Annotated in this window: 28 protein-coding genes; 6 read left to right on the top strand and 22 right to left on the bottom strand. The window is 69.1% G+C overall.

The features are described 5' to 3' along the window. Window positions 1-8 precede the first annotated feature (8 nt). A complete protein-coding gene (otnI, locus tag A4F85_RS11145) occupies window positions 9-806 on the top strand; it encodes a 2-oxo-tetronate isomerase (RefSeq protein ID WP_063326612.1) in 798 nt (265 codons plus the stop codon). An 85-nt stretch (window positions 807-891) separates the two neighbouring features. Here the strand turns inward: otnI and A4F85_RS11150 are convergent, their stop codons facing one another. From A4F85_RS11150 to A4F85_RS11195, 10 genes are all read right to left on the bottom strand, one after another. After that, window positions 892-1,263, bottom strand: a complete 372-nt coding sequence (locus A4F85_RS11150; protein WP_012204656.1) for an oxidoreductase — start codon at window positions 1,261-1,263, stop codon at window positions 892-894. A 289-nt stretch (window positions 1,264-1,552) separates the two neighbouring features. After that, window positions 1,553-1,984, bottom strand: coding sequence for a hypothetical protein (locus tag A4F85_RS11155; protein WP_013803206.1), 432 nt, complete (start codon window positions 1,982-1,984; stop codon window positions 1,553-1,555). A gap of 143 nt (window positions 1,985-2,127) precedes the next feature. Beyond that, complete coding sequence (locus tag A4F85_RS11160) at window positions 2,128-3,633, bottom strand: cobyric acid synthase (RefSeq protein WP_063326613.1); 1,506 nt, start codon at window positions 3,631-3,633, stop codon at window positions 2,128-2,130. After that, window positions 3,620-4,663 carry an aminotransferase class I/II-fold pyridoxal phosphate-dependent enzyme gene (locus A4F85_RS11165; protein WP_063326614.1) on the bottom strand — a complete coding sequence of 348 codons (1,044 nt, stop codon included), beginning with the start codon at window positions 4,661-4,663 and terminating at the stop codon, window positions 3,620-3,622. The genes A4F85_RS11160 and A4F85_RS11165 overlap by 14 nt, the downstream gene beginning before the upstream one ends. Continuing rightward, window positions 4,660-5,754, bottom strand: a complete 1,095-nt coding sequence (cbiB, locus tag A4F85_RS11170) for an adenosylcobinamide-phosphate synthase CbiB (protein ID WP_063326615.1) — start codon at window positions 5,752-5,754, stop codon at window positions 4,660-4,662. The genes A4F85_RS11165 and cbiB overlap by 4 nt, the downstream gene beginning before the upstream one ends. Next, window positions 5,751-6,458 carry a 5,6-dimethylbenzimidazole synthase gene (gene bluB, locus A4F85_RS11175; RefSeq protein ID WP_063326616.1) on the bottom strand — a complete coding sequence of 236 codons (708 nt, stop codon included), beginning with the start codon at window positions 6,456-6,458 and terminating at the stop codon, window positions 5,751-5,753. Before bluB ends, cbiB begins: the two co-directional genes overlap by 4 nt. Before the next feature lie 39 nt (window positions 6,459-6,497). Next, complete coding sequence (gene cobO, locus A4F85_RS11180; RefSeq protein ID WP_063326617.1) at window positions 6,498-7,067, bottom strand: cob(I)yrinic acid a,c-diamide adenosyltransferase; 570 nt, start codon at window positions 7,065-7,067, stop codon at window positions 6,498-6,500. 63 nt (window positions 7,068-7,130) lie between these two features. Beyond that, window positions 7,131-7,787 (bottom strand): aspartate/glutamate racemase family protein, encoded by a 657-nt coding sequence (locus tag A4F85_RS11185; RefSeq protein ID WP_013803211.1) that lies wholly within the window; start codon window positions 7,785-7,787, stop codon window positions 7,131-7,133. A gap of 17 nt (window positions 7,788-7,804) precedes the next feature. Further along, window positions 7,805-8,722 carry an amino acid ABC transporter substrate-binding protein gene (locus tag A4F85_RS11190; protein WP_063326618.1) on the bottom strand — a complete coding sequence of 306 codons (918 nt, stop codon included), beginning with the start codon at window positions 8,720-8,722 and terminating at the stop codon, window positions 7,805-7,807. 71 nt (window positions 8,723-8,793) lie between these two features. After that, the gene (locus A4F85_RS11195) at window positions 8,794-10,137 is read right to left on the bottom strand and encodes an aspartate aminotransferase family protein (RefSeq protein ID WP_063326619.1); all 1,344 of its coding nucleotides are present in this window, start codon (window positions 10,135-10,137) and stop codon (window positions 8,794-8,796) included. A gap of 160 nt (window positions 10,138-10,297) precedes the next feature. Here A4F85_RS11195 and A4F85_RS11200 point away from each other — a divergent pair, with 160 nt between their 5' ends. Continuing rightward, window positions 10,298-11,176 carry a MurR/RpiR family transcriptional regulator gene (locus A4F85_RS11200; protein WP_063326620.1) on the top strand — a complete coding sequence of 293 codons (879 nt, stop codon included), beginning with the start codon at window positions 10,298-10,300 and terminating at the stop codon, window positions 11,174-11,176. Here the strand turns inward: A4F85_RS11200 and A4F85_RS11205 are convergent. The 6 genes from A4F85_RS11205 to A4F85_RS11230 are packed head-to-tail and all read right to left on the bottom strand — an operon-like array spanning window position 11,173 to window position 16,678. Next, window positions 11,173-11,970: an aminoglycoside phosphotransferase family protein gene (locus tag A4F85_RS11205; RefSeq protein WP_063326621.1), complete on the bottom strand. Its 798-nt coding sequence runs from the start codon at window positions 11,968-11,970 to the stop codon at window positions 11,173-11,175. The two genes, A4F85_RS11200 and A4F85_RS11205, sit on opposite strands and share 4 nt — an antisense overlap. A gap of 17 nt (window positions 11,971-11,987) precedes the next feature. Next, window positions 11,988-12,791, bottom strand: a complete 804-nt coding sequence (locus tag A4F85_RS11210; RefSeq protein WP_063326622.1) for an ABC transporter ATP-binding protein — start codon at window positions 12,789-12,791, stop codon at window positions 11,988-11,990. Then, window positions 12,788-13,771, bottom strand: a complete 984-nt coding sequence (locus A4F85_RS11215; RefSeq protein ID WP_063327961.1) for a FecCD family ABC transporter permease — start codon at window positions 13,769-13,771, stop codon at window positions 12,788-12,790. The genes A4F85_RS11210 and A4F85_RS11215 overlap by 4 nt, the downstream gene beginning before the upstream one ends. A gap of 41 nt (window positions 13,772-13,812) precedes the next feature. Beyond that, a complete protein-coding gene (locus A4F85_RS11220) occupies window positions 13,813-14,691 on the bottom strand; it encodes an ABC transporter substrate-binding protein (RefSeq protein WP_063326623.1) in 879 nt (292 codons plus the stop codon). Continuing rightward, window positions 14,688-15,281: a bifunctional adenosylcobinamide kinase/adenosylcobinamide-phosphate guanylyltransferase gene (locus tag A4F85_RS11225; protein ID WP_013803219.1), complete on the bottom strand. Its 594-nt coding sequence runs from the start codon at window positions 15,279-15,281 to the stop codon at window positions 14,688-14,690. The genes A4F85_RS11220 and A4F85_RS11225 overlap by 4 nt, the downstream gene beginning before the upstream one ends. Beyond that, window positions 15,278-16,678 (bottom strand): cobyrinate a,c-diamide synthase, encoded by a 1,401-nt coding sequence (locus tag A4F85_RS11230; protein ID WP_063326624.1) that lies wholly within the window; start codon window positions 16,676-16,678, stop codon window positions 15,278-15,280. The genes A4F85_RS11225 and A4F85_RS11230 overlap by 4 nt, the downstream gene beginning before the upstream one ends. 316 nt (window positions 16,679-16,994) lie before the next feature. Between A4F85_RS11230 and A4F85_RS11235 the strand changes: the two genes are divergently transcribed. The 3 genes from A4F85_RS11235 (at window position 16,995) to A4F85_RS11245 (ending at window position 18,848) form a co-directional block, all read left to right on the top strand. Then, the gene (locus tag A4F85_RS11235; RefSeq protein ID WP_063326625.1) at window positions 16,995-17,204 is read left to right on the top strand and encodes a hypothetical protein; all 210 of its coding nucleotides are present in this window, start codon (window positions 16,995-16,997) and stop codon (window positions 17,202-17,204) included. Between the two features lie 33 nt (window positions 17,205-17,237). Beyond that, entirely contained in the window at window positions 17,238-17,639 is a 402-nt protein-coding gene (locus A4F85_RS11240) for a cell division protein ZapA (RefSeq protein ID WP_012204636.1), read from the top strand. A 390-nt stretch (window positions 17,640-18,029) separates the two neighbouring features. Continuing rightward, window positions 18,030-18,848: a sulfite exporter TauE/SafE family protein gene (locus A4F85_RS11245; RefSeq protein ID WP_012204635.1), complete on the top strand. Its 819-nt coding sequence runs from the start codon at window positions 18,030-18,032 to the stop codon at window positions 18,846-18,848. On the opposite strand, the gene A4F85_RS11250 is transcribed toward A4F85_RS11245, so the two are convergent. The 4 genes from A4F85_RS11250 to hemN form a co-directional block, all read right to left on the bottom strand. Then, window positions 18,812-21,298 carry a bifunctional diguanylate cyclase/phosphodiesterase gene (locus A4F85_RS11250; RefSeq protein WP_013803222.1) on the bottom strand — a complete coding sequence of 829 codons (2,487 nt, stop codon included), beginning with the start codon at window positions 21,296-21,298 and terminating at the stop codon, window positions 18,812-18,814. The two genes, A4F85_RS11245 and A4F85_RS11250, sit on opposite strands and share 37 nt — an antisense overlap. Further along, on the bottom strand, window positions 21,295-22,641 hold the full coding sequence (locus A4F85_RS11255) for an HD-GYP domain-containing protein (RefSeq protein ID WP_071954957.1): 1,347 nt from the start codon (window positions 22,639-22,641) through the stop codon (window positions 21,295-21,297). The genes A4F85_RS11250 and A4F85_RS11255 overlap by 4 nt, the downstream gene beginning before the upstream one ends. 69 nt (window positions 22,642-22,710) lie before the next feature. After that, window positions 22,711-23,427, bottom strand: a complete 717-nt coding sequence (locus A4F85_RS11260) for a sulfite exporter TauE/SafE family protein (protein ID WP_012204632.1) — start codon at window positions 23,425-23,427, stop codon at window positions 22,711-22,713. 5 nt (window positions 23,428-23,432) lie between these two features. Next, window positions 23,433-24,815 carry an oxygen-independent coproporphyrinogen III oxidase gene (gene hemN / locus A4F85_RS11265; protein WP_012204631.1) on the bottom strand — a complete coding sequence of 461 codons (1,383 nt, stop codon included), beginning with the start codon at window positions 24,813-24,815 and terminating at the stop codon, window positions 23,433-23,435. Between the two features lie 162 nt (window positions 24,816-24,977). Here hemN and fnr point away from each other — a divergent pair, with 162 nt between their 5' ends. Then, a complete protein-coding gene (gene fnr / locus A4F85_RS11270; RefSeq protein WP_034391808.1) occupies window positions 24,978-25,697 on the top strand; it encodes a fumarate/nitrate reduction transcriptional regulator Fnr in 720 nt (239 codons plus the stop codon). 81 nt (window positions 25,698-25,778) lie between these two features. Here fnr and A4F85_RS11275 read toward each other — a convergent pair whose 3' ends face one another. Both A4F85_RS11275 and A4F85_RS11280 read right to left on the bottom strand, forming a co-directional pair. Further along, window positions 25,779-26,066, bottom strand: coding sequence for a hypothetical protein (locus A4F85_RS11275; protein WP_013803226.1), 288 nt, complete (start codon window positions 26,064-26,066; stop codon window positions 25,779-25,781). Window positions 26,067-26,245: 179 nt separating this feature from the next. Next, a complete protein-coding gene (locus tag A4F85_RS11280; RefSeq protein WP_012204628.1) occupies window positions 26,246-26,560 on the bottom strand; it encodes a FixH family protein in 315 nt (104 codons plus the stop codon). Window positions 26,561-26,566: the final 6 nt, after the last annotated feature.

Here is a 26,566-nt window from a genome sequence, read left to right on the forward strand (position 1 = left end):
AAGCTTTCATGCCCCGTTTCGCCGCCAACCTGTCCATGCTCTACAACGACCTGGACTTTCTTGACCGCTTCGAGGCCGCCGCGCGCGACGGCTTCCAGGCCGTCGAATACCTGTTTCCCTACGACTTCGCCCCCGAGCAACTGGCCCGCCGCCTGCAGGACCACGGCCTGCAGCAAGTGCTGTTCAACGCCCCGCCCGGCGACTGGAATGCGGGCGAGCGCGGCCTGGCCTGCATCCCCGGGCGCGAGGCGGAATTTGCCCAGGGAATGGAAAGCGCCGTGGCCTACGCCCAGGCCCTGGGCTGCCCGCGCATCCACGTCATGGCCGGGCTCAAGCCTGCAGGCGCCAGCGATGACATCCTGCGCGCCACCTACATCGCCAACGTGCGCCATGCCGCACGGCTGGCCGCGCCCCACGGCATCGCCATCCTGCTGGAGCCCATCAACGGCCGCGACATGCCCGGCTTCTTCCTGAGCCGCCAGGACCAGGCCCATGCGCTGCTGGCCGACATCGCAGAGCCCAATGTCCAGGTCCAGATGGACCTCTACCACTGCCAGATCGTCGAAGGCGACCTCGCCATGAAGATCCGCCAGTACCTGCCCACGGGCCGCGTGGGGCATGTGCAGATCGCAGGCGTGCCCGAACGCCACGAACCCGCCGTGGGCGAGGTCAACTACCCCTACCTATTCCGCCTGCTGGACCAGCTGGGCTACGACGGCTGGATAGGCTGCGAATACCGCCCCGCGCGCGGCGCGGCGGCGCACGCTACCAGCGAGGGGCTGGGGTGGATGAAGGAGTGGCTGTAGCTGTAGCGTCTGCTGCGGCAGCCCGTCATCCGCCGGGCACGGGAGGATGGGGCGGATAGCTGTCCTGCGTATCCGCCGCCTGCGTTCAGGAATACTCCAGATCGCTGTGCTTGCCGACCACCAGCCGGCCGGCCGACAGCGACATCATCAGCAGCGCAATCGCCTCATGCATGATCAGCGTGTGCGTGTTGCCGGTCTCCACCATCTTGCTGCGCAGCGATTCGCGCACCTGCAGCGAGCCGGTCACGTCGATGATGATGTCCACCGCTGCGTCCACCAGTTCCATGAACCGGGTGGTGACCGGCACGCCGCGCGCGCGTGCCAGTGCGATGCCGGGCTGGTTCAAATCCAGATCGGCCACCCCAAGCAACTGCACGAAGGGCGCGTCCAGCAATTGCTGCAGCAAGGGAGTGCCGGTCTGCCCCGCACCAATGACCACGATCCGGAAGGCTTGCATGGGATGAATCCTTTTTCCATATGGGAAGTACGGCGCCATCATAGAAATGCCTTTGGCCTTGCATACCGCTGCGCAGCGGATGGAATGGGTTTGTATGACCCAGGTCAAATCCGGTGGACAGGGGCGTGGCGCGAGCCAGGTCTCTGCGGTCGAGATTCGATACCGACCGGCTGCCTGCAGCAGGGACCACACCACAGGCTGCTGACGCGGGAGCCTGCATTCGCCCACAAAAAAACCCGCCGGCTTCGTGGCCCGGCGGGTTTTCTCAGGTGAACAACAGCCAGCGCTGTTATTGCCTTACAGGAACCTGTTCCGTGTACTCGCGCAGCACGCCGCCGCCTTCGACGGAGCCGCTGACCTGGCCGTCCTTGACGCGCTCCACGCAGGAGCGGCGGTCGCCTTCGTTCTTGAAGACATCGCAGCGGGCCACGGCATTGCGCTGGAAGTGGTCGCCCGACTGGACGCCGCCTCGGCGCGATTGCTCCTGGACGGCTGCAGCCTCGTGCTGTGCCGGGTCGCGGCGGTCATAGCCGCGCTTGGCGGGCCCCTTGGGCTCGGCGTGCTTTTTGTGGTGGTGATGGGGCTTGGCCTTTTCCGCAGCGGGCGGCGGGGGCGGCATGCCATCGGGGCCAGGGGCGGGCTGGGCAGTGGCCAGTCCGGCCATGCCAAGCACGGCGGCGCCAATACACAGCTGCAGGGGACGAATCCATGGGTTTTTCATAGCTTCACTCCATTCCTCGTGAAAAAAGTCAAGGCCCAAGCATGCGTGTTTTCCAGCTCCCCATTTATCGGTACAGCACGGCTGCGCATGCAGGCCATGGCCTACAGCTTGCCGTGCCCCCTGCAAGCGGCCCCTGACCTGGGTCAAGCCTGGTGCGCAAACCAGCGCTGCACGCCTTCGGCCATGCGCGCGAAGACGCTGTCCAGCGTGGGCACCTCGGCGCCCCACAGGGCGCGCAGCACCTCGGCGTTCTCGAACAGGCCGTGCCAGTAGCAGCCCGCGATGCGGCCGTCAGGGCTGTGCCACAGCAGGCCGGGCACGGGCTCGGCCACGGCACTGCCAGCGGCCACCATGTCGGGGCGCACGCTGGTCTGGCCGTGGTGGATTTCATAGACCTGCGCCTGTACGCCAGACAGCGGCGCCAGCGCACCCGGCAGCGGCGGCAGTTGCACGCTGGCGGGCAGCACGGTCTTGTCGGGCGCGAACAGGGTCGTCAGCGGCAGAAGGCCCAGGCCGGCTGCGTTGCCGTCCACGCCATGCAGGTCGATCAGCGCCTCGCCTAGCATCTGCAGGCCGCCGCAGATGCCCAGCACCTGCCGGCCTGCCGCAGCGTGTGCAGCAACGGCGGCGTCCAGGCCCTGGGTCCGCATCCAGGCCAGATCGGCGGCGGTGGCCTTGGAGCCCGGCAGGATGATCCAGTCGGCGCCTGCCAGCTGGGCCGGCGTGCGCGCCCAGGCCACGCGCAGCCCCGGCACCTGCAGCAGGGGCTGGAATTCGTCGAGGTTGCTGATGCGCGGGTAGGCAATGATGGCGATGGTGGTGTGCACGGCGCGCCCCGCCCCTCCTCCAGAGCCACGGTCGTCAAAGACGCCATCCTCCTCCGGCAGGCCATGCTGGAACTGCATGGGGATGGTGGCCACGGTGGGCACGCCGGTGCGCTCCTGCAGCATCTGCGGGGCGGGCGCCAGCAGGCTGGCGTCGCCCCGGAACTTGTTGAGCACGAAGCCGCGGATCAGCGCCTGTTCGTCCGGCGGCAGCAGGGCCCAGGTGCCGTAGAGGTGGGCAAAGGCGCCGCCCCGGTCTATGTCGGACACCAGCAGGCAATGCGCGCCGCAGTGGCGCGCCACGCGCATATTGACCACGTCGCTGGCATGCAGGTTGATTTCTGCGGGGGAGCCGGCGCCTTCGATGACGACCACATCGTTGTCGGCGCGCAGGCTGTCCAGCGCCTCGGCGATCTGCGGCCAGACGCGGGCGCTGCGGCCGCGCCAGGGCAAGGCCGACAGCTCCTCGCTGACCCGGCCCAGCAGCACGACCTGGCTGCGCATGTCGGCCTCGGGCTTGAGCAGCAGCGGGTTCATGCGCACATCGGGCGCGCAGCCTGCGGCCAGGGCCTGCAGGTACTGTGCCGTGCCGATCTCGCCCCAGGCACCGCCCGGCGCGGAGACCACCCGCGCGTTGTTGCTCATGTTCTGCGCCTTGAAGGGCGCCACCTTGTAGCCCTGCGCGCGGTACCAGGCGCACAGCGCGGTGGCGACCCAGCTCTTGCCGGCGCCGCTGCTGGTGCCCAGCACCATCACGCACAGCGCGGGGCGCTGGCCGGGCCTGGGCAGGGGCAGATTCACGGCGGCGGGTTCATTCGATTGCATGGTGTTTCTCCATTGGCTGCCAGGCGACCAGCAAGGCGTTCTGGGATGCGGGCGCCAGCACGCCCATGCGCACGCAGCCGGGCAGGCCGAAGCTGTCGCAGTCGCGCAGCTTGATGCCCTGCGCGCGCAGTTGGGCCAGACGCGTCTGCATGGCGCCGCCCTGCTGGGCTTGCGGCCAGCGCGCCACAAAGTAATTGGCCTGCGAGCCGGGCAGTACCTGCCAGCCCAGGCGCTGCACCAGATTGAGCTGCTGTGCCTTCCAATCGCGCAGCCGTTGCAGGCTTTGCGCCAACCATTGCCGGGTGGCCGGTGCGGTCCAGGCCGTGAGCATGGCCTCGCCATGGGCGCCCACGGGCCAGGATGGTGACAGGGCGCGCAAGGCATCGATCTCGTCGTGCGGCACGGCTTCGGGCGCAATGGCGTAGGCCGCGCGCACGCCGGTCATGCCCAGGGCCTTGTTGGGGGTCCACATCTGCCAGGCATCGCGCACCTGGGAGGGCACGGCGGGTTCCATGCCCGGCTCCAGTCTGAGGGGCGCATAGGCGCAGTCGATCACGCGCCAGGTGCCGGGCGGTGCGGGCTCGCTCCACAGGGGCCAGACGTCTTCGGGCTGGCCCAGCGGGCTCGATGGCGCGCAGGCCCAGTGCAGGCCGGGGCCGGCCTCGGTGATGCCGTCGCGCGCGGCCTGGTGCAGGCGCCACACCTGCGCCGCGTGGGCGTAGTCGCCGTAATGGTGGGCCGGCAGGCTGGCGACGGCCGCGCCTTCGCGCACTGCATGCATGGTGATGCGGTGGATGAAGTCGCTGGCGCTGGCCGCAATGACAATGCGCTCGGCCGGCACACCATGAAAGTCCGCCAGCCGTGTGCGCAGCGCCGTGTAGTGTGGGTCCGGGTACTGGGCCGCGTGGGCCTGGGCCAGCATGTCCAGCGCCTGCGGGCAGGGTCCGCAGGCATTGCGGTTGGTGGAGAAATCGTGCGCGGGCACGCCCAGCGCATCCGTGCCGCCGTGGGTGACTGGGATCGGTTTCATGGTGTCTTTCCTGCCATCGCCCATCCAAGGACCAGGGCGGCGGCCAGCGCTGCAGCCACCAGCATGGCGACCACGCGGCCCGCATGCGCCACGGCCTGCTGCAGCTCGGCCGCCTGCGGCACGCGGCCTGCGGGGTTGAGCACGTAGACGCCGGGCTTGCCCAGGCGAACGCCCAGCAGCCTTGCCATGGCGCCCATGGGCCAGCCGCCGTTGGGCGACGGGGTGATGCGCGCGTCCTGGCGCAGCGCACCCCAGCCCGGCCGCCGGCCAGCGGCCAGGCCGGACAAGGCCAGCAGCAAGGCGGTCAGGCGCGCCGGTATCCAGTTGAGCAGGTCATCGGCACGCGCCGTCCATTTGCCGGCCCATTGCCAGTGGCGCCGCTCATCGCCCTGCCCGCGCCAGCCCGGGTAGCCCCACATGGCATCGGCCGTATTGGCAAAGCGATAGAGGGCCGCGCCCGGCAGGCCGGCCACGGCAAACCAGAACAGCGGCGCCAGCACCGAGTCGCTGAGGTTCTCGGCCAGGGTTTCGATGGCGCTTTCGCGCACCTGGCCTGCGTCCAGCTGCGCCGTGTCCCGGCTGACCAGCCAGGTCAGCCGCTCGCGGCCTGCGGGCAGGGATTGCTGCAGTGCGGCTTCCACGGCCAGCACCTCGTCGCGCAGCATGCGCCAGGACAAAAGCGGCTTGAGCAGCACGCCCAGCACCAGGGCGCCCAGCCACCATGGCATGGGCGGCAGCAGCCACTGGATGAACGCGTAGATGGCGAAGAACAGCAGAGCCAGCAGGCACCAGGCGATTGCGCCCAGCGCAAAGCGTGGCCAGTCGCGCACATGTTCTTCGCGTGGGGCAATTCTTCGCCCAACCGCACCCAGCAGCCGGCCCATGGCGACCACGGGGTGCATCCACACGGGCGGCTCGCCCCAGAGCCGGTCGATCAGCAAGGCCACGGGGATGGCCAGCGCGGCGGCCAGGGCGTGGCGCGCCCAGGGTTCGGCTTGGACCTGGGCCTGCGGCTGCGACAGCGCCTGCCAGCACCACCACAGCGGGCTGAGCGCGGCGCCCAGCAGTTGCCAGGAAGGGCTGTCGCTCATGCCTGCGGTTGTGGGGCGGCGGCGCGCTGGCCCCAGAAGTCGTCGTAGAGCATGTCCTGCAGCGGTGCGCGGCTGGCCCACTTTTGCTGCTGCAGCATGGGCTCGGCATAGTAGGCCGACACGGGGCCCAGGCACAGCACGGCCAGCGGCCGGCTGCCCACGGGCATTTGCAGCAGCGCGGCCAGCACCTCGGGATCGAACAGCGAGACCCAGCCCAGCCCCAGCCCCTCGGCACGCGCGGCCAGCCACAGGTTCTGGATGGCACAGGCGGCCGAGGCCACGTCCATCTCGGGCAGGGTGCGCCGGCCGAAGACATGGGCCTCGCGCCCTGGCGGCATGGCCACGACCAGTACTTCGGCCGCATCCAGCACGCCCTGGACCTTGAGCTGCATGAAGTCTTCCTCGCGCTCGCCCAGCGCACGCGCAGTCTGCAGGCGTTCCTGCTCGATCACGTCATGGATCTCCTGGCGCAACTGCGCATCGCGCACGCGGATGAAGCGCCAGGGCTGCATGAAGCCGACGCTGGGCGCATGGTGGGCGGCGCGCAGCAGGCGCAGCAGCACCTCGGGCGCGACTTCGCCGCCGCAGAAGTGGCGCATGTCGCGCCGCTCATGGATGGCGCGGTAGACGGCTGCCCGCTCGGCCTCGGCAAAGGGTTGGGCGGAAATGGTCTCTGGCGCCCGGGATTGCGTTTCGCTGCTCATGCCGCCATTGTCCGCCGCAGGCCGGGCCTGCGGGCGGCATCAGTCCTCAATACCACGCTGGGCGGGAATGCCGGCCTGGAAGGCGTGCTTGACCAGTTCCATGCGCGTGACGGTATCGGCCACGGCAATGATTTCCTCGGGGCAGCGGCGGCCCGTGAGCATGACGTGCACATGGCGCGGGCGGTCGGCCAGGGCCTGCAGCACAGGCTCCAGCGGCAGCCAGCCATAGATCAGCGGATAGGTGATTTCGTCGAGCACGACCAGGAAGTGCTCACCCGAGAGGATGGCGGTGCGCGCACGCTCCCAGCCCTCGCGCGCGATCTGGGCCGACCGCTCATGGTCCTGGCTCTTCCAGCTGAAGCCGTCGCCCAGGCCCTCGATGGGCATGCCCAGCTGCTCGAACATGCGGTGCTCGCCAAAGCGCGCCGTGGGCACCTTCATGAACTGGAAGATCTTGACGGACTTGCCCCGGCCATGCGCGCGCAGGGCCAGGCCGAAGGCCGCCGTGCTCTTGCCCTTGCCGTCGCCGGTGTTCACCAGCACCAGGCCACGGCGTTCGCCTTCGGGCTTTTCATAGGGCTTTTCCGTCGGGGCCTGTTCGATCTGCATGGGTCTGTCATCCTCAAAAGTTGCACGCGCTGCGGCGGGCATGCGCCGCAGCGGAGCGCCACTTTAACCGAGGCGGACGCCCAGCCGGCGCTGCAGGGCACGCACGGCGCTGTCCACCGTGGTGAGCACGGGCAGGCCCGTGGCGGCCTCGCAGGCGGCGCGGGCACGCGCCATGCTGAACTGGGCCAGTGCAATGCGCGTGCAGCCACGCGCAGCCAGTGCCCTGGCCTGCTCGACCACCAGGCGGTCATGCGTGGCGGTGTCGCCCCGGTTGAGCGCGTCCATGGCGCCATCGGCCAGGGCGGGCACGAGCTCGATGCCGGCCGGAAACTCCGGCGGCATGGACTGCAGCGTGGGCGCGAAGCTGGAGATCAAACCCAAGGCACCCTGCTGGCCCTGCACGGCCTCTTCGATCATGGCCTCGTTGGGCTTGAGCACGGGCAGCGGCGCGTGGCGCGCGGCCACGGCCTCAATGCAGGGGCCAAAGGCCGAGCAGGTGAACAAGATCCCCTGCGCGCCCGTGTCCACGGCGTACTGCGCCAGGCGCTGGAAACGCTCGTGCATGGCGGCGTCCAGCCCGCGCCCGTTGCGCGCAAGGTCGGCCGAGAGGCTGTCGTCCAGCAGGTTCATGCGAACCGCCTCGGGCCAGTCGCGCGCAAAGGCTTCGTTGATGGGAGCGACGGAGTGGCTGAGGGCGTGGATGAGGGCGATGCGGGTCATGGATGCGTGCAATAAGTTCAGATGCCCTTGGACGAGGGATGGGCGAAGGCCTCGCGCGTCTCGGCGTTGAGCGGGTAGTTGATGTTGATGTTCCTGGGCGGGATGGGCGACATGAACCAGCGGTTGTAGAGCTTTTCCATCTCGCCGGACTGCATCATGCCCGTCACCACGCGGTCCACGATGGACTTGAAGCCGGCATCGTCCTTGCGCAGCATCAGCGCCTGGTTCTCGGTGCGCAGGCTTTCGCCGGTGATCAGGTAGTCCTGCGGGTTCTTGGCATTGGCGATCTGGCCGGCGAGCAGGATGTCGTCCAGCACAAAGGCCTGGGCACGGCCGCTCTCCACCAGCATGAAGGAGTCCGAATGGTCCTTGCCCGAAAGGTTGGTGACGTCGAGGTTGCGGCCCCGGTCCGCCTCGCGCAGCAGGCGAAAGGACGTGGTGCCCGCCGTCGTCGCCACGGTCTTGCCCTGCAGGTCGGCGACGGAGCGCAGCCCCGAGTCCGCGCGCACCAGCATGCGCACGTTGTAGCGGAAGATATCCGGCGAGAAGGCCACCTGCTTTTGCCGCTCCACCAGGTTGGTGGTGGAGCCGCACTCCAGGTCCACCGTGCCGTTGGCCACCAGCGGGATGCGGTTGGCCGAGGTCACGGCCTGATAGCGCACCTGCAGTGCGGGCAGCTTGAGCTGGGCCTTGACCTCGTCCACGATGCGCCGGCAGATGTCCATGCTGTAGCCCACGGGCTTGAGATCGCCATCCAGATAGGAAAAGCCGAACGAGGACTCGCGGTAGCCCAGCGTGATGGCCCCGGCCTGCTGGATCTTGGCGAGCGTGCCGCTGTCCTGGGCATGGCTGGCGGCCAGCGGCAGCAGCGCGGCGATCAGGGCGCTGGTCACGGCCAGGGCCGTGCGCTTCAGGGTCGGGCGGGTTGGGGTCATGGGGACACTCCTGTGGCGGGGTTGGGGAAAGCGTGGGAAAGCGAGGAAGTGCGCGCGAGCGCAGGAACGGATCAGAGAACCTGGGCGAGTGCGGCCTCGATGGACTCGGCCAGGCGCGTGGCAATGGTCTGCAGCTGTTCCCGCGTGGCGATGAAGGGCGGCGCCAGCAGCACGTGGTCGCCCGCACGGCCATCGGCCGTGCCGCCGCCGGGGTAGCACAGCAGGCCGCGCTGCATGGCTTCGGTCTTGATGCGGGCGTTCAGCTTCAGGCCTGCATCGAAGGGCGCCTTGCTGGCGCGGTTGGCCACCAGCTCCACGCCCCAGAAGAAGCCGCGCCCGCGAATGTCTCCAACGTGCTCGCCCACGCGGCGGCGGCTGCCCAGGGCCTGCGCCAGCATCTGCCCGAAGGCTTCGCCATCGGTACGCACCTTGTCCAGCAGGCCGTCGCGCCGTATCACGCGCTGCACGGCCAGCGCCGCCGCGCAGGCCACCGGGTGGCCCAGGTAGGTATGGCCGTGCTGGAAGAAGCCGCTGCCGCGCGACATGGCATCGACGATGCGCCCCTGCGCCAGCACAGCGCCCACGGGCTGGTAGCCACCGCCCAGGCCCTTGGCCACGGTGATCAGGTCGGGCACCACGCCTTCCTGCTCGCAGGCATGCAGGGTGCCCGTGCGGCCCATGCCGCACATGACCTCGTCCAGGATGAGCAGCACGCCGTGGCGGTCGCACACCTCGCGCACGGCCTTGAAGTAGCCGGGCACGGGCGTGAGCACGCCAGCCGTGGCGCCGCCCACCGTCTCGGCCACGAAGGCGATCACGCTGCGCGGGCCGTGGACGCCGATGGCCGCATCCAGCTCGTCGGCCAGGCGCTGGCCGTATTGCTCTGGGGTTTCATCGTCGCGCTGGTCGCGGTAGGCATTGCAGGGCGAGACATGGGTGGCCGGCACCAGGATGGGCGCGAACGGCGCGCGCCGCCAGGCATTGCCGCCCACGGCCAGCGCACCCAGCGTGTTGCCGTGGTAGCTCTGGCGGCGCGCGATGAAGTGCGTGCGCTCGGGCTGGCCGATTTCCACGAAGTACTGGCGTGCCATCTTGAGCGCGGCCTCCACGGCCTCGGAGCCGCCGCTGACCAGGTAGGCGTGGCTGGTGCCTTCGGGCGCGCCACGCACCAGTTCCTGCCCCAGTTCCTCGGCCACCGCGGTGGTGAAGAAGCTGGTGTGGGCATAGGCCAGCCGGTCGATCTGGTCATGCATGGCGGCGATCACGTCGGGATGCCCGTGGCCCAGCGAGGACACGGCCGCGCCGCCCGAGGCATCGAGATAGCTGCGCCCCTGCGCGTCGCGTATCTCCAGGCCGCTGGCGGCGACGGCAACGGGGGGCGTGTGGTGCAGGTGACGATGGAACACATGGCTCATGGCAGTTCTTTCAAGGAACAAATGTTTCATCGCATTATTTGACGGAACATTTGTTCCGTCAACAGAGATTTCAACCACAGCCGTTCCAAGCCGGCCCGCGCCTGGGCTACAGTCGGCGCAGCCAACACCGCCCTTTTCCTCTCCTTCCTCCTGAAAACCCATGTCCGTTCAAGACGACATCCGCCAGCGATTTGCCGAGCTGAGCCCGGCCCTGCAACAGGTGGCCCGCTTCGTGCTGGAGCATCCCAACGATGTGGTCACGGCCTCCATGCGCAGCGTGGGCACGCGCGCCGGCAGCCCGCCCGCCACGTTGGTGCGGTTTGCGCAGTGGCTGGGTTTTGACGGCTGGCCGCAGCTCAAGCAGGCCTTCGCGCAGGACATGGGGCTGGGCAGCGACGAGGCCTACGGCCAGCGCGCCAAGGCCTTGGTGGGCCGCGCTGGCGACCATGACCTGGTGGGCGAGACCTTCGAGGTGCACCGCCGCAATCTGGAGGCCACCGAGCGGCGCCTGGGCGATGCGTTGCAGCAGGCCTGCGCCCTGCTGGAAAAGGCCCGCAGCGTGCATGTGGCGGGCTTTCGCGCCAGCTACCCCGTGGCCTTTTCATTTGTCTATGTGTACCGGCTGCTGCGCGCCAGCGTGCACCTGCTGGACGGCCAGGGCGGCACGCTGGAGATGCAATGCCGCGCCATGGAGCGCGGCGACGCCCTGCTGGTAGTCGCCTTTGCGCCCTACTCGCGCGAGGCGCTGGCCGTGGCCCAGGCCGCCAGGGATGCGGGCTGCCGCATCGTGGCGCTGACCGACAGCCCCGCCTCGCCCCTGGCGCTGCTGGCCGACGCCACGCTGCTGTTTTCGCTGCACAGCCCGTCGTTCTTCCCCTCCATCACCTCGGCCGTGGCGCTGTCCGAGGCCCTGGTGGAACTGCTGGCCAGCCGCGCCGGCAAAGGCGTGGTGCAGCGCATCGACCAGGCCGAGGAGCAATTGTTTACCAGCGGTGCGTATCTGGAGGCACCTCGGTCGAGGAAAGCCGGTCGCGACTAGCCCAAGGCCGAAGCCGCCATTTGCGCCACAGCCATCGCAGCGCCAGGATCGTCACCGTCTTCCATGCTCCAGACGGCAGACAGTCCCGACCAGGCCAGCACCCATTGCAACAGGCGCCTTTGCTCCATGCCCGAGACTTCGGCAATGGTGGCCATGCGGCGCGCAAAGCGCCCCGGCGCCAGCGCGCTGGCGGGGTCGGGATTGCTCAGGATGTTGGCGTAGTCAAAGCCGCGCTCACCGTGCAGGCCCTTGGGGTCGATGGCCAGCCAGCCCAGGGGTCCGAAGTCCAGCACATTGCCGTGGTGAAGGTCACCATGCAGCACGGTCACGTCGCGCGGTGCGGCCAGCAGCTCGCGCGCCGTGGCGGCGCACAGGCCGAGCAGGCTGGCGGTTCCATGGCCTTGTGCAAGCAATGCATGGAACCACTGCGTCAGCGGCACCAGGGGTGGCAACGCCTTGGCGCGCGGTAGGTGCAGGCGCTTGGCAGCGGAGCACAGGATGCGCGTGGCCTCCTCATCGCGCTCGCCACGGGCCATCTCCACCAGCGATTCGGGTCCTGTGGCGCGCAGCATCAGCAAGGCCGGTCCTTCATGGGCCAGCACGGGCGCGGCACCATCGCCATTCCACCAGGCCATCAGCTGGGCGCCGGCCACTTCCTCGGGCTCCTGGGCGATCTTGAGCATGGCGGGCGTGCCGCCCTGGCGCACGGGCAGCAAAACACCGCGCGGCGTGGACAGGGGCTGGTCATCGATGGTCAGAGCCCAGCGGCTCAGATACGGCGCATGGAGAGACATTTTTTTCTAACAGGCGATCAGGGAGCCGCGGCTTGCCCCCGCAGCCGTGGCAGGGCCAGCCACTGCCCGTCGATGGCGCGGATGCTCAGCCGGTGCTCGAACACGGCCTCCAGCGCCGCATGCGTGGCCAGGTCGGCGCAGGCGCCCTGGTGCAGCACCTGCCCCTTGTCGAGAATGACCAGGTCCTGGGCCTGCAAGGCCATCGATATCTCATGCAGCACGCTGACCACGGTGCGGCCCTGGGCGACCAGGGCCTGCACGCATTCGAGCCAGTCGGCCTGGTGTGGCGGGTCGAGGTTGGCCAGGGGTTCGTCCATCAGCAGCACGCGGGCCTGCACGGCCAGGGCGCGCGCCAGCAGCACGCGCTGGCGCTCCCCGCCCGATAGACTGCCCACGCTGCGCATGCGCCAGTCCCAGCCCTGGGTCTGGCGCAGCGCCTGCTCCACGGCGGCATGGTCTGCCTGGCTGGGCGCAGCCAGCCAGCCCTGGTGCGGCAGGCGGCCCAGCATGACCACGTCATGGACCTGCATGTCGCCGGCCACGGGCTGGTTCTGGCCCAGCCAGGCAAGCGAGCAGGCCCGTTCGCGCGCACTCCATTGCCGCAGCGGGCGGCCCAGGAGCTCCACCTCGCCTTGCACGCCAGCGCCGGACTCCATGCCCGCCAGGGCGCGCAGCAGCGTGGATTTCCCGGCGCCGTTGGGGCCGACGATGGCGGTCCAGCGGCCGGCGGGCAGGGCCAGGCTCAGGCCGCTGAGGACCTGTCGATCGCCCAGGCGAACCTTCAGGGCGCGCGCTTGCAGGGCGGGGGCCAGTGCCGTCATGCGCCCTCCCCGCCGCGCAGGGCGTGGCGGCGGTGCATGAGCCACAGCAGGTAGCTGCCGCCCAGCAGGGCCGTGAGCGCGCCCACGGGCAGCTCCTGCGGGGCGATGAGCCAGCGCGCCAGCAGGTCGGCGGCCAGCAGCAGCACGGCGCCCATGCCCGCGCTGAGCACCAGCAGCCAGCGGTGCATGGAGCGCACCATGGAGCGCACCAGATGCGGCGCGGCCAGGCCGACGAAGGCGATCAGCCCGGTCTGCGCCACGGCCGTGCCCGTGGCCAGGGCCAGCAGCAAGATGAGCACCATGCGCAGCGGCGCCAGAGGCAGGCCCAGGCTGTGGGCCGTGGCCTCGCCCAGGGACAGGCCGTCGAGCACGCGGCCCAGGCACCAGGCACCCAGGGCGGTGGCCAGCAGCACGGCCAGCATCAGCGCGCAGGCGCCCCAGCCGATGAAGGAGGTGCTGCCCAGCATGAAGGCCTGCATGGCCTGCATGATGTCCGGGTTCATCAGCAGCACCAGCGATGCGGCCGCGCCCAGCACCACCCCCACCACCACCCCGGCCAGCAGCAGGCGCATGGTGTTGTGCACGCCCTGGGCCAGCACCAGGGTCAGCAGCACGGCCAGGGCCGCGCCCGCAAAGGCCGCGCCCGTGACACCCAGGCGCGCCAGTCCCGCCAGTGCGAAGGGCGAGGCGCCCAGCGCCGCCATGCTCAACGCAACGCCCAGCGAGGCGCCGGAGGCACTGCCCAGCAGATAGGGATCAGCCAGCGGGTTGCGGAACACGCCCTGGGCGATGGCCCCGGCCAGCCCCAGCAGGCCGCCCGCCAGCCACGCGCCCGCCGTGCGGGGCAGCCGGATCTCGGTGACGATCTGCCAGGACAGCGGATCGCTGCGCGCCGCCCAAACGCTCTCCCAGCCCGTGCTGCCCACGCCCGCGCCCAGCAGCATGAGCAGGGCACTCACGACCAGCAGGGCCAGTGCCATCCAGGGCGCAGCCAGGCCGCTGTGGTGCCTGCGGGCCTGCCTCACGGTGCGGCCCCGTTCAGGCAGCGCGCCATCAGCGCAGCGCCCTCGGCCATGCGCGGGCCGGCGCGCACCAGCACGTCCAGCTCGGCCGGCACAAAGCGGCAGACGCGCCCGGCCTGCATGGCACGCATGCGGCCCCAGCCCGGATAGGGCTCGCCCGATGTGCCCAGGCTGCGGTCGCCGCCCAGGATGAAGTCCGGGTCGGCGCGCACCACGAATTCAGGGTTGATGCGCGGGAACGGCCCCAGCTGCGCACCCACGACGTTGCGCATGCCCAGGCGCGCCAAGGTCTCGCCGATGAACGAAGACTCGCCGGCGGCAAAGGGGCCGCGGTTGACCTCGAAATACACGGTCTGCCCGCGCAGCGCGGGGTCCATGCTGCGCTCCACCTCCTGCATGCGCGCCTCGATGGCGGACCAGACACGGTCGGCGCCCTGCGCGGGCGGCAGGTCCAGCAACTGGCCCACGGTGCGCAGCACGGCCTGCGCATCGGCATGGGTGCGCGGCTCCAGCGCCACCACCTTGAGGCCCAATGCCTGCAGCCGCGCCACCGAGCGCGAGGCCATGGACACCAGCACCAGATCGGGCTTGAGCGCGACGATGGCCTCGATATTGGGGTCCATGCCGCCGCCCACCACGGGCAGGGTCTTCACATGGGCCGGCCAGTTCGAATAGCGGTCCACGCCGACCAGGCGCTGGCAGCCGCCCAGCTCGCATACGGTCTCGGTCAGCGAGGGCAGCAGGCTGACGATGCGCTGCGGCGGCTGTGGCAGCTCCACCGGAACGCCCCGCCCGTTCGTGACCCGGATGGCAGCCTGCGCCGCAGACAGCGCCAGTGCCAACGCCAGGCCCCACAGGGCGAGACGCCATGGCCTCACGGCTGCGGGCCCTTGAGCGCCAACGGCAGGCCGGCGCACATCAGCGTGACGGTTTCGCAGCTTTGCGCCGCACGCTGGTTGAGCACCCCCAGCGCATCCACAAAGGCCCTCACCTGTGATCCCAGCGGGATCACGCCCAGGCCGATCTCGTTGCCGACCAGGATCACCGGGCCGGGCGCAGCTTGCAAGGCGGCAAGAAAGGCCGTGCATTGGCCCTCCCATCCGCGCGCCAGTTCCTCGGAAGGCTGGGCCGGCATCATCCAGTTGGTCAGCCACAGCGTCAGGCAGTCCACCACCAGCAGGCGCTGCGGCGTGCTGTGCCGCGCAAGCATGGCGGCCAGGTCCAGCGGCTCCTCGAGCGTGGCCATGCCGGGCACGCGCTCGGCGCGGTCGCGCCGGTGGCGGGCGATGCGCTCGCGCATTTCGTCGTCCCAGGGCTGGCCGGTGGCGATCAGCGCGGCCTCGCGGTCCAGGGCGCCATCGAGCCAGGCGCGGGCCAGCAATTCGGCACGGCGCGACTTGCCGCTTTTCTGGCCGCCCAGAATGAGTTGGCTGCGCGCAAGCGAATAGGTGGAGATCTGGTCGGTCATGACGCCTGGCCTGCGGGAATGTCAGCGCCCAGCAGCGCCGCCACGGCGCGCGGCTGCGAGGCAAACCAGGCGTGGAAATAGCTGGCGTGCACGCTGCCCTGGCGGTACAGCGCCTCGCCCCGGTCAGGCTGGGGAGCCTGGCCCGGGCGGCTGCTGCGCCCGGCCTCGGCCATGGACGTGTCCAGCCGGCTGTAGTGAAAGGTATGGCCGCGCAACAGGCCCCAGGGCGTGGGCAGTTGCTGCATGCCCAGGCCGGCCAGGCGCGGCTGCATGCGTGCATGGCCGGGCAACAGGCCCCAGAGGTCCGTGGTCCGGCCCGCAGTGTCGGTCAGTCGTTCGCACAGCGCCAGCATACCGCCGCACTCGGCCCAGACCGGGCGGCCGGCAGCCACGTGGGCGGCAATGTCACCGCGCAGCGCGGCATGGGCGGCCAGCGCGTCCAGGTGCAGTTCCGGATAGCCGCCGGGCAGCCACAGCGCATCGCAATCCGGCAGGCGCTCTGCGGCCAGGGGCGAGAAGAAGGCGATCCGCGCACCCATGGAACGCAGGCAGTCGAGGTTGGCCTGGTAGATGAAGCTGAAGGCCGCATCACGCGCCACCGCCACGGTGCGGCCCGCCAGCCAGGGCTGCACGGCTTCGGCAGGTTCCGGGCACGGTTCAAAGTCCACGGACCAGTCCTGCCAGCTGGCGCTCTGGCCGGCTTCGGCCTGCCAGGACAACTGGCCCAGCGGCGTGGCCAGCAGCGCATCGGCGGCCACGTCCAGGCGCTGCAGGGCATCGTCCAGCTCATGCGCGGCAACCAGGCCCAGGTGCCGCTCGGGCAGCAGCGAGGTGGCGCCTGCACCCTGCACCCGCGCCAGCGCGCCCAGCCACAGCGAAGGCTCGCGCAGGCCGGCACGCAGCAGGTCGGCATGGTGGGCGCTGCCCACGCGGTTGGCCAGCAGGCCGGCCCAGCGCAGGCCCGGCCGGTAGTGCTGCAGGCCATGGGCCAGTGCGCCAAAGGTGCCGGCCATGCCCGAGGCGTCGATCACGGCCAGCACCGGCAGGCCCAGCCGCTCGGCTACATCGGCCGCGCAGGGCGTGCCGTCGAACAGGCCCATGACGCCTTCCACCAGGATGAGGTCGGCCTCGCAGGCGGCGGCGTGCAGGCGCGCACGCATGTCGGCCTCGCCCGTCATCCACAGATCGACGCTGTGCACGGGCGCGCCGCTGGCCAGCTCGTGCCAGTGCGGGTCCAGGAAGTCAGGGCCGCACTTGAACACGCGCACGCGGCGCCCCTGGCGCGCATGCAGCCGCGCCAGCGCAGCCGTCAGCGTGGTCTTGCCCTGGCCCGAGGCCGTGGAAGTGATCAGCAGCGCCGGGCAGCGTGCCCCGCCCCGGCCAAGGTCAATATTCATGTGTATTTGTTTGCTCCGTGCGACGCTGCCTTGAACCGGCCGCTCCGCCAACGCGGCGCATTGTAGTGCGCACCCCCGCCGTATCCGCACCCGACCCGTACCGCGCCCGCAACCAATGCTTACGCATTACACCCCGCCGAAGCAGACGCGTCCTACACATGGCGCTACGATTTTGTGAGACAGTCTGCCGCCTACGCTCGAATACCTGAGCACGGCGCTGACGTCAAGCCTTCTAAGCCCCCCTGCTATCAGGTTTCCTCGGATACTTCCACGGAATGCGCTCACTTCGTTCGCACGTCCTACAATCTCAGCGTCTATGACCTCCCAGACTTCCCTCGACCACATTGCAGAGCGCGTGGAGCGCCTGCTGGTTCGCCACGAGGAACTGCAACGCACGAATGCGCTACTCGCCGAACAGGTGGCGGCCCTGACCCAGGAGCGTGATTCGCTGCGCTCGCGGCTCAACGCCGCCCGGGCCCGCGTCGATGTCCTGATCGAGCGCCTGCCCTCCAACCAGGGGGCTTGACCCCCTTCGCAACCGCCGACGCCCCGAACGCCCATGAAGCAGATCGAAGTGCAAATCCTGCAGCAAAGCTATGTGCTGACCTGCCCCGATGGCCAGGAAGAGCGTCTGCTCGAGGCCGTGCGCCGTGTGGACACGGCCATGACCCGTATCCGCGACAGCGGCAAGGTCCGCTCGCGCGAGCGCGTGGCCGTGCTGTCCGCGCTGAACATGGCCTTCGACGTGCTGGACCGCGAAGCGCAGGAAAGCGCCATGGCCACGGCCCAGGCCGAAATGCAGTCCCTGCATGACGAGGTCACTTCGCAGCATGCCGCCCAGTCCCTGCCGCCCGAGCCCAGCCCCGAGGAACTGGCCGAGCGCCAGCGCCAGCAGGCCCTTGCCGAGCAACTGGTGCTGCGCCTGGACCAGGCCCTGGAAAGCGATGCACGGCTGCTCTGAGCCGCCACAACCCCGCCCATGCAACGGCCTCTTCGGAGGCCGTTTTTCATGGCATCGGCCATGTCAATGGAAAGCCCATGCCGTTCAAAGAACTTGATTGCGGGCATGCTCAATCGCCGTAGAATGGAGGCGTCTGCAAACCCGCCGGGCTTTATAGTTCCTTGGACCAATGCTCTATGAGCCCGGGCTTGGTACATTGCCATTCGAGCGTGATCGTCTCGCGTTAGATGAACCCAACGTCTGGCTGCCCTTGCCCCCCTGAACCCCGGTTCAGGATGACGGCCCGGTGGTCTTTGCAGACACCTGATTCCAACCCGGCGCACCTCCACGGTGCGCCGGGTTTTTTGTTGCCCGCCCCTCCCCGCCCATTCACTACCGATCTTCTGCCGCATGCCTGACCTGCTGTTTCTCGAACTGGCCCTGCTGGGCCTGTGCTCCGGTTTCCTGGCCGGCCTGCTGGGAGTGGGCGGCGGCATGGTGCTCGTGCCGTTTCTGACCTACTTTCTCGACAAGCGCGGGGTCGGCCCCGACCTGTCCGTGAAGATGGCGATCGCCACGGCCATGGCCACCATCGTGTTCACCTCGATCTCCAGCCTGCGCGCCCACCACGGTCGCGGCGCCGTGCGCTGGGACATCGTGCGCAGCCTGGCGCCGGGCATCATCACGGGCGGCCTGCTCGCCAGCCTGGGCGTTTTCGCGCTGCTGCGCGGCAAGTACCTGGCACTGTTCTTTGGCGTGTTCATCGGCTACATGGCGCTGCGCATGCTGCGCAGCAACAGCCAGCCCACGGCCACGCGCGCCCTGCCGGGGCCGCTGGGGCTGTACGGCGCGGGCACGGGCCTGGGCTTCATCTCGGGGCTTGTGGGTGCGGGCGGGGCCTTCATCAGCGTGCCCTTCATGATGCGCTGCTCGGTGCCCATGCACATGGCAGTGGGCACCAGCGCGGCACTGGGGTTTCCGATTGCCGTGGTGAATGCGGCGGGCCTGATCTTCACCGGCGCGGGCGACGCCGGGCGCCCCGAATACTCGCTGGGCTACCTGTGGCTGCCGGCCCTGCTGGCCCTGGCCTGCTGCAGCGTGCTGACGGCACCGCTGGGGGCACGGGCCGCGCACCGGCTGCCCGTGGGCCAGCTCAAGCGCATCTTTGCCACGCTGCTGTTCGGCCTGGCGGCCTACATGCTCTGGAAGGGCTTGAGCGCAGGCAGCTGAGCGCTCGCGGCCTGGGCCATTCTCTGCCGGTAGGCGATGGCGCCAATGCCGGCGCGCTGCGCCTGCAGGCATTCGCCGAACTGCTCGCGCGGCAGGCCAGGCGCGCACAGGAAGCCCTGGAAGTAGTGGCCCTGCATGCGGTGGATGGCCGTCAGCTGCTCGTGCGTTTCCACGCCCTCGGCCACGATCTCCACGCCCAGCGCCAGACCCAGGCTGATGATGGCGCCGACGATGGCCTGGTCGCCCTCGTCGCTGGGCAGGCCGCGCACGAAGCTCTGGTCGATCTTGATCTTGGAGATGGGCAGCTTCTTCAGGTAGGCCAGGTTGGAGTAGCCAGTGCCGAAGTCGTCAATCACCATGCCCACGCCCAGGTCGGCGATCTGGCATACGCGCAGCGCCATGTCCTGGGCGTCCTGCAGCAAGATGCTTTCCGTCAGCTCCAGCTCCAGCAGCTGGGGTGTCAGGCCGTAGCTGCGCAGCAGCTCGGTCACCCGCTCGACAAAGCCTGACTGGCGGAACTCCAGCGCCGACACGTTGACCGAGACCTTGATGGGCATGCCCTGCTGCTGCCAGCGTGCAGCCTCCTGCACGGCCTGCTCCATGACCCAGGCGCCCAGCGTGACGATGTAGCCCGACTCCTCGGCCAGCGGGATGAAGACACCCGGCGAGACCACGCCAAATTCGGGATCGGTCCAGCGCAGCAGCGCCTCGGCCGCGACGATGCGGTCGCTGTCTATGTGCACCTGGGGCTGGAAGTAGACCGCCATGCGGCCATGCTCCAGCGCCTGGCGCATGGCGTGCTCCAGCTTCATGCGCGACAGCAGGCCGGCGCTCATCTGCGGCTGGTAGAAGCTGAAATGGCCCCGGCCCCGCTCCTTGACGCGGTACATGGCGGTGTCGGCCTGGCGGATCAGCTCATCCAGCGTGAGGCCATCGGCCGGGTACTGGGCCACGCCGATGCTGCACTGCACGGAGAAACCCAGGCCGTCGAGCAGGAAGGGGCGCTCCATCTCCTGCAGGATGCGCTTGGCCACCGACGCGGCCAGCTCGGCGTTGCAGCCCTGCAGATAGAGCACGAACTCGTCGCCACCCAGGCGGCACAGGATGTCCACGGGCCGCATGCAGTCGCTCAGGCGCTGCGCGACCAGCTTGAGCACGCGGTCGCCGAACTGGTGGCCCAGCGAGTCGTTGATGATCTTGAAGCGGTCCAGGTCGATGAACAGGATGCTGAACACCGTGCCGCCTGCGCGCGCGGCCTCGATGGCTGCATCCACGCGCTCCGTGAGGTTCAGGCGGTTGGGCAGGCCGGTGAGCGCGTCGCTGTAGGCCAGCTGTTCAATGCGCTGCTGGGCCACGCGCTGCTGCGTGAGGTCGCGCATGAAGCCGATGCTCTGCACCACGTCGCCCTGCGCGTTGCGCAGCGGCACCCAGGACAGGCGCACGGCGCAGCGCGCGCCGCCGGCCTGGCGCAGCCACAGGTCGCCCTCCCAGAAGCCGCCCTGGTGCCACTGGATGCGGGCCAGGTCGCCCAGGGTGTCGGCCTGGCCTTCGGAGGCCTCGAACAGCGACTCCACCGTGCGCCCCTGCACGGGCATGCCGCCCAGCAGGCGCTCGCAGGCCGGGTTGGTGCGGGCCACATCCATGTAGCCGTCGGCAATGAAGATGCCGTCCAGGCTGGACTCGAAGACGCGCGCTGCCAGCTCCAGGCCCGCCTGGGTCTGGGCCTCGGCCGTGATGTCGCGAAAGGAAAAGATCCGCCCCATGGGCAGGCCCCGGCGCAGCTGGGGCACGGCGCGGCGCTCCAGGATGCGGCCGTCGCGCAGGTCCAGCACGTCGGCCGCCTCCATCAGGGGCTGGGCCGACAGCAGCTTCAACTGGCGCGCATAGGATTCGGCATCGCGCACCTGGCTGGCCAGGTGGTCGAGGATGGCCACGTCGTTGCGACGCACCAGCAGGGCCTCGGGAATGCCCCAGAGCGTGGCAAAGCGGTGGTTGAAGGCGCGGATGCGGCCATCGGGATCGCAGACCAGGATGGCGTCGGCCGCGGACTCCAGCGTGGCGCGCAACTCGCCCAGCAGGCTCTCGAACTCGGCCTCGTGCAAGGCCTGCTCGCGCCGGTCCAGCATGCTGACCAGCAGCACCTCGCCGTCGAGCGCGCGCACGCGCATCTCCACGGGCGCCAGCTGGCCATCGGCGCGGCGCACCTCGGCAATGAACTGGGCTCCGGCCTGCCAGTTGAAGGGATCGCTCCAGAAAGCCTGCTGCTGCGGCGTGGCGGCCAGCACCTGCACGGGCAGGCCCGGGGCCGCATCGGCCTCATAGCCGGTGACGGATTCGCTGGCGGCGTTGGCGCGCAGCACCTTCAGGGTGCGCGCATCGATCAGCCACAGGGCCTCCTGCAGTGCATCCAGCAGGCGGGGCCAGGCGCGGTTGAGCGCTTGCTTGTTCAAGACGCCACCTTCGGTGGATCCAACTCCACCGCCCGTTCAAAGTAATAGCAGACACGCCGGCGCGGCGACAGGTAGTCCAGCGCATCGCGCGGCAGCTGCGCGGGCGCCACTCCCCGGCGTATGCCCAGCTCGGGAAACAGCTCCAGCGCCAGCACGGGCGCCTGCGCGGCCGGCACGCCGGCATCGTGCACCATCACCGAGGGCTTGAGCGGGCGTGATGCATTCACGGACATGACCATGGCATGGCGCCCATCGGTCAGCTCCACCACCGAGCCCGGGGGGAACACACCCATCATGCGGATGAAGCCATTGAGCACGGGCGCGGCGAACTTGTCGCGCAGCCGACTGAACAGCATGGACAGGGCCTCGTGCGGCGTATGCGGCGTCTGTGCATCGCCAGGATTGCACAGGCGGTCGTAGCTGTTGACCAGGGCCAGGATCTGGCCCGTGAGTTCCATGTCTTCGGCCACCAGGCTCAGCGGGAACCCCGTGCCGTCGGCCCATTCATGGTGCTGGGCGATGGCCGTTGTGACCTGGGCCGACAGGCCCATGCGCATGGCAATGGCCACGGATTCGCCCACATGGCGCTCGTAGCGCTCGCGCAGGGCGTCGGGCACGGAAGGCTCCAGGGCCAGGCCGTGCATACCTTCGACACCGGCCACGGGCTTGCCCGCGTCATGCAGCAGCGCCGCCAGGCCCAGGTCGCGCAGCAGCGATTCCTGCAGGCCCAGGGCCCGGCCCAGCAGCAGGCTGAGCACGGTCACGTTGACGGCATGCACGCTCTGGCTGCTGCCCACGCCATCGGACAGCAGGTGAATGGCCACGTCCTGCGGGCCCGCCAGTTCGGCCAGGCAGCCATCGACCAGGGCCTCGGTGGGCATGCGCGCCTGCTCGGGCGCGCTGGCGATGGTGGTCTCTATGGCCACATAGCCGCGCTCCACCTTCTGAAAGCGCGCATTGCAGTCCTCCAGCCGGCCGCGCCAGTCGGGCACGGACAGCAGCAGCGGTGCTGGCGCAGGTTCGGTGGGTGCAGGCTCGGGGGCCACCACGACGGGCGGCAGCTCCTGCGGCGGCGGGGTGCGCACCTCGGCGGGCCAGGTGTCGCTTTTGTGCGGGACACAGCGCACCACCTCCAGGCCCAGGGATTTCAGGGTCTGGATCTGTGCGCTGGAGGTGATCTTGAAGCTGCTGACCGGAAAGGGATGGTTCAGCCACCCAACATCGAGCTGGACAAACATGCCCGGACGGAGGTCTCGGATATCGATGAGGACGGAATGGTTCACGCGCGGCAACGGCCCCGAGGCTGAAGGAATCGGCAATATGTAAGCCGATGATTCGGGCATTATCTCCAGTTCTGAGGGCCTCGCAGCCAATCCGCGACCCCAGGTGCCAAGTCTGGCCTCAGCTGTTGCTCAACGGCACCAGAGGCTGGGCTTGTAGATCAGGTCCATCCACAGCGCCCAGACGGCCACGCCCACCAGCATCAGGCCGGCCAGGCGCGTGCCCCATTCGGCGCGCAGACCGTTCAGGCGCTGCCGGCCCAGCCGCCACAGCCAGGGGCCGGCCACCAGCCACAGCCCGCTGCCCACGCCAAAGGCCGCCATGGCCAGCGCGCCCTGCAACGGGCCGCCGCTGAGCGCGGCGACCAGCACGGCCGAATACAGCAGTCCGCAAGGCATGAGCGCCCAGGCATAGCCTGCCGCCAGCGTGCCGCCCGGCGCCGACACCCAGGGCTGCACGCGCCGCCAGGCGGCGCGGCCAGCAGACTCCAGCCAGGCGGGCTGGCGGGCCTGCACCATCATGGCCAGGCCCCAGGCCATCACGGCGACATGGGTCAGCGTCCAGAACGGCTGCAGCGCCGTGGTCTGGCTGGTGAGCCAGGACAGGCTCTCCATGGCCAGGGCCGAGGCAGCGCCCAGGCTGGCATAGCCGGCCAGACGGCCGCCGTGGAACAGCGCCGTGCGCAGCCACAGCCGGCTTTGCAATCCATGCACGGCCACCACCTGCGAGCCGCCGCCCTGCCCCGCCCCGCCCGTGACCACGCCGCAGGGCGCAGCGCACATGGCAAGGCAATGGGGCCCGCCGACGAGCCCCATGATCAAAGCGGTCCAGAGCAGCGACAACAGCATGGGGCCTAGATGATCCTCGAAAACCGCGCCCGGTTCTTGTCCGCCTGCAGATATCGGTCAAACAGCATGGCTACGCCGCGCACGAAGTACCAGCCCATGGGCGTGACCTGGAAGCCCTCGTCGCTGATCTGCACCAGGCCCTTGGCCTGCAAGTCCTCCAGGGCCGCCATCTCGGGCGCGAAGTACTCGCGAAAGCCCAGCAGCCAGGCCTGCTCCATGGGCTCGAACAGCACGGCGCCCTGACACATGATGGCCATGATGACGGCGCGGCGCACCAGGTCGTCGCGCGACAGCGCCAGGCCCCGCACCACGGGCAGGTGGCTGGCGTCGATGGCGTCGTAGTACTCCTCCAGCGTCTTGGCGTTCTGGCTGTAGCTGGCACCCACCTTGCCGATGGCCGACACGCCCAGCGCAATCAGGTCGCAGTCGGGCTGGGTGCTGTAGCCCTGGAAGTTGCGGTGCAGCCGGCCCTGGCGCTTGGCCACGGCCAGCGAGTCCTCGGGCAGGGCGAAGTGGTCCATGCCCACATAGACATAGCCACCGTCCATGAACGCGGCGATGGAACGCGACAGCATGGCCAGCTTGTCGGCCCCCTGGGGCAGATCCTCGGCCGCAATGCGCCGCTGCGGCTTGAAGCGCTCGGGCAGGTGGGCATAGGCATAGAGCGCGATGCGGTCGGGCCGCAGCGCGTTGACCTGGGCCAGCGTGCGCTCGAAGGATTCGGGCGTCTGCTTGGGCAGGCCGTAGATCAGGTCCACGTTGATGGAGGCAAAGCCCAGCTGCCGCGCGGCCGCCACCAGCTCGAACACCTGCTCGGCCGGCTGCACGCGATGAACCGCGATCTGCACCTGTTCGTCAAAGTCCTGCACGCCGAAGCTCAGGCGGTTGAAGCCCAGCTCCTTGAGCACGGCCAGGCGCTCGACGCTGACGGTGCGCGGATCGACCTCGATGGAGTACTCGCCACCCGGCTCCAGCTTGAAATGCTCGCGCAACAGGCCCATCAGCGTGCGCAACTCGTCGTCGGAGAAGAAGGTGGGCGTGCCGCCGCCCAGGTGCAGCTGGCTGACGGTCTGGCCCTTGCCGCAATGGGCCGTATGCAAGGCCATCTCGCGCGCCAGGTAGTCCAGGTAGACGGCGGCGCGATCGTGGTGGCGCGTCACGATCTTGTTGCAGGCGCAGTAGTAGCAAAGCGACTCGCAAAAGGGCACGTGCACATACAGCGACAAAGGCGTGGCACGCGCTGCGGTACTCGATTTGCGTTGTTGCAGCGCCAGGATATAGTCCTCTGCACCAAAGGCCTCGACAAAGCGGTCGGCGGTAGGGAACGAGGTGTATCGGGGCCCCGGTACGTCAAAGCGACGCAGCAGCTCTGGGGTGACAGCGGTCATGGGTTTTTTCCTCTAATACCTCGACTGTGCCGCAGCACATCGGTCATGTCCTTGACTCATATCAAGAGTTGTTTGAGGGACTGCTGCGACAATTTGATCCAACTCATCGCAATCCACGAGGTCACCGCCGGCACGCTGTGTGCCGCTGATGTTTATCACTCCATGAACCTTCAGACCATCAAAGCCTCCTGCTCCAACTGCAACCTGCGCGAACTGTGCATGCCCATGGGCCTGGATGCCGAGCAGATGCAGCGCATCGACGACATCGTGGCCACGCGCCGCAAGGTCAAGCGCGGAGGCCTGCTGTTTCGCAACGGCGAGACATTCACCTCGCTGTACGCCATCCGCACCGGCTTCTTCAAGACCTGCGTGGCCACCGAGGACGGACGCGACCAGGTCACAGGCTTTCAGATGGCCGGCGAGATCATCGGCCTGGACGGCATCGTCAACGACCACCACACCTGCGATGCCGTCGCGCTGGAAGACGCCGAAGTCTGCGTCATGCCCTTCGACAAGCTGGAAGACCTGTCGCGCGAGGTCACGGCCCTGCAAAACCATGTGCACAAGGTCATGAGCCGCGAGATCGTGCGCGAGCACGGCGTGATGCTGCTGCTGGGCAGCATGCGCGCCGAAGAGCGCCTGGCCGCCTTCGTGCTCAACCTGGTGCAGCGCCTGCATGCGCGGGGCTTTTCCAAGTCGGAACTGGTGCTGCGCATGACGCGCGAGGAAATCGGCAGCTACCTGGGCCTGAAGCTGGAGACGGTGAGCCGCACCTTCTCCAAGTTCGCGGACGACAACATCATCGAGGTGCGCCAGCGCCATCTGCGCATCCTGGACACGGAGGCGCTCAAGCGCATCGTCAACAGCCAGCAGTGCCAGTGAGGCCGCAAGGGCGGCAAGCATTCATCCGCCAATGAACAAGGCCCGCGACAGCGGGCCTTGTTCATTGCAGCGGGCTCTCGCTCAGTCCCGCCCCAGCCCCTGCATGGCCAGGTCCGGGTCGGGCTCGGAGACCACGCCGTCGTTGAGATCGCGGGCCGATCGGCCCAGCATGGTGGTCATCAGGCTGGAGAGCATGGTCACGCCCCAGAAGGCGAAGAAGGCCAGCGTGTAGATGCCCTGGCGCGACCAGCCCAGGTCGCCGAGCCAATGCAGCTCCAGCGGGTCCACAAAGGCAAAAACCAGCATCTCCATCACGGCGGCTGCCAAAAAGGCAGGCCAGGCAATCCACATCCAGCGTTGGGCCAACATCAGCGATCTCCTTGTGCTGTCGAGGGGGCGCCTTCATTGTGCGCCGCGCCAACGCATGGCGCCAAGCCCCGCAGCGCCCTGCACGCCTGTAGGAAACCCTCACCCGTCGCGCATGCCGGAGATGCGATCCGCCATGCAAAAAGGCCGCGACTGCGGCCTCTTGCAGGGGTGCACGGCGATCAGCGGTCCGTGGGGTGATCGTGCGCGGGCGTGGCCGCATGGTTGCGGCCGGTGACGGCGGGCGCCATGCTCTTGGGCACTTCGCGCACGCCATCGGCACGCTCGTTGATCGTGATGCCGTTGCGGTAGTAGTCGGGGTCGATCACGGGATCGGCGCCATTGATGGCGATGATGGCCGTGATCACGGCAGCGACCACCACGGCCGCCGGGCCGGCCACCACCAGCCAGACATGGCCGAACTTCCACCAGGGCTTGCCGGCGTCGGGGTGCGAGGGAGCCTGCGCGGGCGCGGACACTGCGGGACTGGAAGACATGGGAAA

The organism is Delftia sp. GW456-R20, from assembly GCF_001622915.1.
GTDB lineage: Bacteria > Pseudomonadota > Gammaproteobacteria > Burkholderiales > Burkholderiaceae_C > Comamonas > Comamonas acidovorans.